Source organism: Mycobacterium sp. (genome assembly GCF_035314665.1).
Classification (GTDB): domain Bacteria; phylum Actinomycetota; class Actinomycetes; order Mycobacteriales; family Mycobacteriaceae; genus Mycobacterium.
Map to the genome: position 1 here is coordinate 1 of NZ_DATFZD010000151.1, position 4850 is coordinate 4850.

6 protein-coding genes are annotated in these 4850 nt (G+C 66.8%); 1 reads left to right on the forward strand and 5 read right to left on the reverse strand.

The features are described from left to right. Nucleotides 1-293 (reverse strand): GIY-YIG nuclease family protein (locus VKI00_RS11895; protein WP_324437659.1); only part of this gene is annotated, 293 nt, incomplete at its 3' end. Between the two features lie 42 nt (nt 294-335). Here VKI00_RS11895 and VKI00_RS11900 point away from each other — a divergent pair. Next, entirely contained in the window at nt 336-803 is a 468-nt protein-coding gene (locus VKI00_RS11900; RefSeq protein ID WP_324437660.1) for a GNAT family N-acetyltransferase, read from the forward strand. Here the strand turns inward: VKI00_RS11900 and VKI00_RS11905 are convergent. The 4 genes from VKI00_RS11905 to VKI00_RS11920 all read right to left on the reverse strand — a co-directional run bounded on the left by VKI00_RS11905 (nt 790) and on the right by VKI00_RS11920 (nt 4849). Then, complete coding sequence (locus tag VKI00_RS11905; protein WP_324437661.1) at nt 790-1239, reverse strand: PH domain-containing protein; 450 nt, start codon at nt 1237-1239, stop codon at nt 790-792. The two genes, VKI00_RS11900 and VKI00_RS11905, sit on opposite strands and share 14 nt — an antisense overlap. Next, nucleotides 1236-1712: a 6,7-dimethyl-8-ribityllumazine synthase gene (gene ribH / locus VKI00_RS11910; protein WP_324437662.1), complete on the reverse strand. Its 477-nt coding sequence runs from the start codon at nt 1710-1712 to the stop codon at nt 1236-1238. The genes VKI00_RS11905 and ribH overlap by 4 nt, the downstream gene beginning before the upstream one ends. Further along, the gene (locus VKI00_RS11915; protein ID WP_324437663.1) at nt 1709-2974 is read right to left on the reverse strand and encodes a bifunctional 3,4-dihydroxy-2-butanone-4-phosphate synthase/GTP cyclohydrolase II; all 1266 of its coding nucleotides are present in this window, start codon (nt 2972-2974) and stop codon (nt 1709-1711) included. Before VKI00_RS11915 ends, ribH begins: the two co-directional genes overlap by 4 nt. 1236 nt (nt 2975-4210) lie before the next feature. After that, nucleotides 4211-4849: a riboflavin synthase gene (locus VKI00_RS11920; protein WP_324437664.1), complete on the reverse strand. Its 639-nt coding sequence runs from the start codon at nt 4847-4849 to the stop codon at nt 4211-4213. Between the last annotated feature and the right edge of the window lies 1 nt (nt 4850).

Genomic DNA, 4850 nt, shown 5'->3' on the forward strand with positions numbered 1-4850 from the left:
CGGTAGCGAACGTTGAACCGCGGATCGAACTCCTTGATCCAGTTGTATTCCAGCTGCAGCGCCTCGACCTCGGTGTGGACCACGGTCCACTCGACGCTGGCCGCGGTCGTCACCATCTGCCGGGTGCGCGGGGCCAGGCTGGCAACGTCGGCAAAGTAGGAATTCAGCCTGCTGCGCAGGCTCTTGGCTTTGCCGACGTAGATCACCCGGCCGTGCGGATCGCGAAACCGATAGACGCCCGGCTCGACGGGTATCGACCCGGGCGCCGGCCGGTACGTCGCGGGATCGGGCACCGTTCCAGGTTAGTACCGCAGGGGCGCGACTACGGTCAGCCCATGGGCCCCGCTCGGATCGCCCGACTGACCGAGGCGGACTGGCAGGTGTTCGCCGACCTGCGACTGCGCGCGCTGGCCGAGGAGTTCGGACCGGGCGACGAGCAGTATCGCCAGGAACGGCGATACACGGCGCGGCAGTGGCGTCACCGGATCAGCGAGCACACCCAGTTCGCGACATGGCTGGCCGACCGGCCGGTTGGGCTCATCGGCGCGCACCGGGAAAGCCCGGAGACCGTTTACCTGTACTCGCTGTGGCTCGACCCCGCGGTCCGCGGCCACGGGCTGGCCCACGAGTTGATCGGCGCGGCGCTGGACTGGGCGCGCACGCAGCGCGCCAGGACGGTCTACCTGCGGGTGGCAGCCGACAACGCGGTCGCCCGCGCCGTCTACACCAACCTCGGCTTCAGCCCCGTCCCCGACGCTGACGCGATCGCCGGCGAAGTCGCGATGGCGATCACCGTCGGTTAGGCCGGTACCGCGCCATCAGTGCCCGCACCGCGTCCATCGCCGCCACCGCCCGCTCCTTGTCGACTGCCTGGATCGCCATGAGCTGGACGTATTCGTCGTCGGCCAGGTCGACATGTGCCCACCGCGCACCAGGCGGGAATGACACGTCGACGACCTCTGCCCATGCAATGATCCTCTCGCCCACCAGATTACGAACACCGATCCCGCGCGGGCCGACCCGTAGCCGCGGCCGGGCGAACAGCAGCACGGCCGCGGCGATCACGATGCCGAGGGCCCCGATGGCCACCTGGTCATCGGTTCGAAAGAACACGCCCGTCGAGCCCGCCTTCAGCAGCACGCCGAGCGCGATGCTGACCGAAGCGATGAGAAACGCCGCGACGTAGGCGAAGTAGGCGGTCAGGTGCGGCCGTACCTGGAGGTCCCAGCTGTCTGTCATGCCCGCAGTTTGCGGAGAGTCAGCGCCGTGGACAGCGCCGCGGCCGTCGCCTGGGCGCCCTTGTCCTCGGCCGAGGAAGGCAATCCGGCCCGGTCCAGCGCCTGCTCTTCGTCATTCGTGGTGAGCACGCCGTTGGCGACCGGGGTGCCCTCATCCAGTGACACGCGCGTCAAACCCGCTGTCACGGCGTCACAGACGTAGTCGAAATGCGGTGTCTGCCCGCGGATCACCACACCGAGCGCTACCACCGCGTCATGGTGGCGTGCCAATTCCTGTGCAACAACGGGGATTTCGATCGCGCCGAGCACGCGCACCACCGTCGGGTCCGCCACGCCGGACCCGGTGGCCGTCCGGCGTGCGCTGTCAAGCAGCGCGTCGCAGATCTTCGGGTGCCAGGTGCTGGCGACGATGGCCAGCTTGATGTCCGACGCGTCGAGCACCGGCAGGTCGGGGACCCCGGCGCCACCGCTCACAAGGCGCCCCCGAATTCCCCGGGCAGGTGGCCGTCGTAGTCGTCCAGGCCGGTGAGGTCGTGGCCCATCCGGTCGCGCTTGGTGATCAGGTAGCGGATGTTCTCCGCGTTGGCCCGCACGGGCAGGGGCACCCGCTCGATGATGTGCAGGCCGTAGCCGTCCAGACCGACCCGCTTGGCCGGGTTGTTGGTCAGCAGCCGCATCGAGCGCACGCCGAGGTCGTAGAGGATCTGCGCGCCGGTGCCGTAGTCCCGGGCGTCGGCGGGCAGACCGAGTTCGAGGTTCGCGTCCACGGTGTCGTGGCCGGCGTCCTGCAGCTGGTAGGCCTGCAACTTGTGCATCAGGCCGATGCCGCGGCCCTCGTGACCGCGCACGTAGAGCACCACGCCCCGGCCTTCCCGCGCGACCATCGCCATCGCGGCGTCCAGTTGCGGGCCGCAGTCGCAGCGCCGTGAGCCGAACACGTCGCCGGTCAGGCACTCGGAGTGCACCCGCACCAGCACGTCATGGCCGCCGTCTTCGGCGATGTCGCCACGCACCAGCGCGACGTGCTCGACGTCGTCGTAGATGCTCGTGTAGCCGACCGCGCGGAACTCGCCGTGGCGGGTCGGGATGCGAGCCTCCGCGATGCGTTCGACGTGCTTTTCGTGTCTGCGCCGCCACTCGATCATGTCGGCGATCGAGATCAGCGCCAGGCCGTGCTCGTCGGCGAACACCCGCAGTTCGTCCGTCTGCGCCATTGCGCCCTCGTCCTTCTGGCTGACGATTTCGCAGATCGCGCCCGCTGGCTGCAGCCCGGCCAGCCGGGCCAGATCGACGGCAGCCTCGGTGTGACCCGCGCGGCGCAGCACGCCACCTTCCTTGGCGCGCAGCGGAACCACGTGCCCGGGCCGGGTGAAGTCCTCGGCAACACTGGTCGGGTCGGCAAGCAACCGCATCGTGGTGGCCCGGTCCGAGGCCGAGATGCCGGTCCCGACGCCGTGTTTCGCATCGACGGTCACGGTGTATGCGGTGCCGTGCTTGTCCTGGTTGACCGCGTACATCGGCAGCAGGCCAAGCCGGTCGCAGATCTCGGCGGCCAACGGGACGCACAGATAACCGGACGTGTAGCGCACCATGAACGCGACGAGTTCGGGCGTAGCCTTCTCCGCGGCGAAGATCAGGTCGCCCTCGTTTTCACGGTCCTCGTCGTCGACGACGATCACCGGTTTGCCGGCCGCGACGTCGGCGACAGCTCGCTCGACGCTGTCCAACCTCGTCATGGCCGGCTCGCTCCTTCAATGGCGGGCAGGGCGTGCAGCACTGCTGCCCTGTACATCGAGTATGGACCAGCGGGTATTCCACGCGCACCGGCCCGCCCACCTACCGGTCAGCTGCCGTCAGCCGTCCGAGGTATTTCGCAAGCATGCGTAAGTAAACGGTCTACGTCACCTGGGAAACCCTGCATGTGGGGTAAACCTACGGCCACACATATGTGTGACCGGGACCCTGTCTGTGACCGACTTCACGTCACAGCAGCAGAGATGCACAGACGCTTCAAGTGCTAGAAGACCCGGCGGTCGGCGCTCACGACGCGAGCACGCGGTAGCTGCACATAACGTACGGCGCGGATTACGTTGCGCTGCGGGCCGCGCCGGTCCCGCCGCTTTCCGGGGCGCAAACGTCGCACCCCAACGAGTGAGACCCCGCGCCGGGCGTGGCGCGGGGTCTCACCAGCGGGTTCTCAGGGCAAGAATTGAAGCCCAATTAAGAGGCCGCTACCGTTTGGGTTGGAAACGATCGGGGTCGCGGCTGTGGGCGTGGTGCCGAGAGGAAACGGCGTAGTCGCGCGGGGCTGGAAGCATGTTCCTCCGGGGCAAGTAGTCATGTTGTAAGTGCCCGTCTTCCATGTCGGAACCAGTCCACTATGTCCAGTAGGTACAGGGGGTGTTGGAGGGTTCCCATTGACGGGGGGCCTCGCTTGGGCCGTGCCCGCGCCGGCGGTCAAACCCATTACGGCCGCCGCCGTAGCCATGCCAGCTACACCTACAACCTTCGTTACGCTTGCGCGCAGATCCTTCCTAGGTTTGCTGTGCGATCCCATTCCTCAATCCTTCTAGGTTTGCTCTGCGGAGGGGTCCTTCCCCACCCATGGGCCAACCGTAATATCAACCCGGCAGGGGCTCACGACATCCGAGTGAACAATACGTAGCTAGACGATGACAAAACGGCTCTGCGGAGAGATACCGCAGGCCAGGGTGACGCCGGACCGGCCGGTTCCCACGACACATTGCTGGCACTGCGACGTTGGACACAGCGCCCGGTCGGGGGGCCCATTGGCGCGCTTGCACACGGCCGCTATCTGTTGCGCGGGTGAAGCACATCGCCTCGGTAGCCACACCCGCCACAATGTAGAGGGACTCATTCGAGCGGACAAGACGCCCACCAAGCAGTTTCACGACTACAGATGACATCTGGCCGGCAAACTGGTGCCGGTTCACTACCGGCATCGGCCTATTCTATTCCGGGCTGACGTCGCTGGTAGAAGCAGATTTTGCTGTCATCAGCCGTTCAACATACTTGGCGATCACGTCGACCTCGACGTTCACCCGGCCCCCCAGCGGCGCCCCGGCCAACGTCGTTTCCGAAAGCGTGGTCGGGATCAACGACACCTCGAACCAGTCTTGACGTGCGGGATCGGTACCCACACCCGAAACCGTCAGGCTGACGCCGTCCACGGCGATCGAGCCCTTCTCCACCACGTAGCGGGCCAGGCCGGACGGCAGCGCGATACGCACGATTTCCCAGTGCTCCGATGCAGTGCGCGAAATCACTTGGCCGGTGCCGTCGACGTGTCCCTGCACGATATGGCCGCCAAGGCGGCGGTCCAGCGTCACCGCGCGTTCGAGGTTCACCTCGGGTCGTTCGTCGATGTCGCGCAGCGTCGAGCGGTTCAGCGTCTCGGCCATCACGTCGGTGGTGAACTGCCCGTCGGGCAGCACCTGGACCACCGTCAGACACACGCCGTTGACCGCGATCGAATCCCCCGGCGACGCGTCGCTCGTGACGATCGGGCCGCGGATCTGCAGCCTCACCGCATCGGGCAGATCCGACTTTCCGACTACGCGCCCAACCTCTTCGACGATGCCGGTGAACATC